Source organism: Lentilactobacillus hilgardii DSM 20176 = ATCC 8290 (assembly GCF_000159315.1).
GTDB lineage: Bacteria > Bacillota > Bacilli > Lactobacillales > Lactobacillaceae > Lentilactobacillus > Lentilactobacillus hilgardii.
This window is the reverse complement of sequence record NZ_GG670022.1, coordinates 1-621: the sequence shown is the minus strand read 5'-3', so window position 1 is coordinate 621 and position 621 is coordinate 1. Positions and strand designations below refer to the sequence as shown.

The 621-nt window shown below is 45.7% G+C and carries 1 pseudogene; it reads left to right on the top strand.

The window, feature by feature from the left end:
• A pseudogene (locus HMPREF0519_RS14520) lies at window positions 1–621 on the top strand (IS5 family transposase); the annotation flags it as partial.

Sequence of the window (621 nt, the reverse complement as noted above, 5' to 3'; positions counted from 1 at the left end):
AACTAAGCCTCGAAAATATGACCTCTACGAGGTCTTCTGTGCGGTCCTATATGTCTTGAAAACCGGTTGCCAATGGCGTCAAGTCCCCGGTGATTTCCCAGAATGGCGGTCAGTTTACAACTATTACAAAATTTGGTCAACTAAAGCTGAGCCTACGGCTGATTCTTTATTGGAACAAGTTTTAAAAAAATTGTCATTGCTCGGCGAACTTACCAAGGACGTTCAGCTTTAACTTCCTTTATTATCGTTGACGCTCAGAGCGTCAAAAACACCGCTACTGCTGAAAACAAAGGTTACGACGCTGGTAAGAAAATCTCGGGGATTAAGCGCCATCTGGCAGTTGATATCAATGGCTTTCCGCAGGCCATTCACATGACGCGAGCGAACGTCTCTGATCGAGACGGGGCCAGTGCAATGATCGCTTTACATGCCATGCATTTACGCCAGGTTCAAAATGTCTTAGTTGATGGTGGTTATTCAGGCGTTAATTTTCAGCTCGATGTAGCCAGTAATTTAAACGCAACCGTGCAGGTTGCGAAGCGCAATGAGTTGCATCGATTCGAAGTCATGCCCCAACGTTGGGTAGTCGAACGATCTTTTAGTTGGCTAGAGAATTGTCGG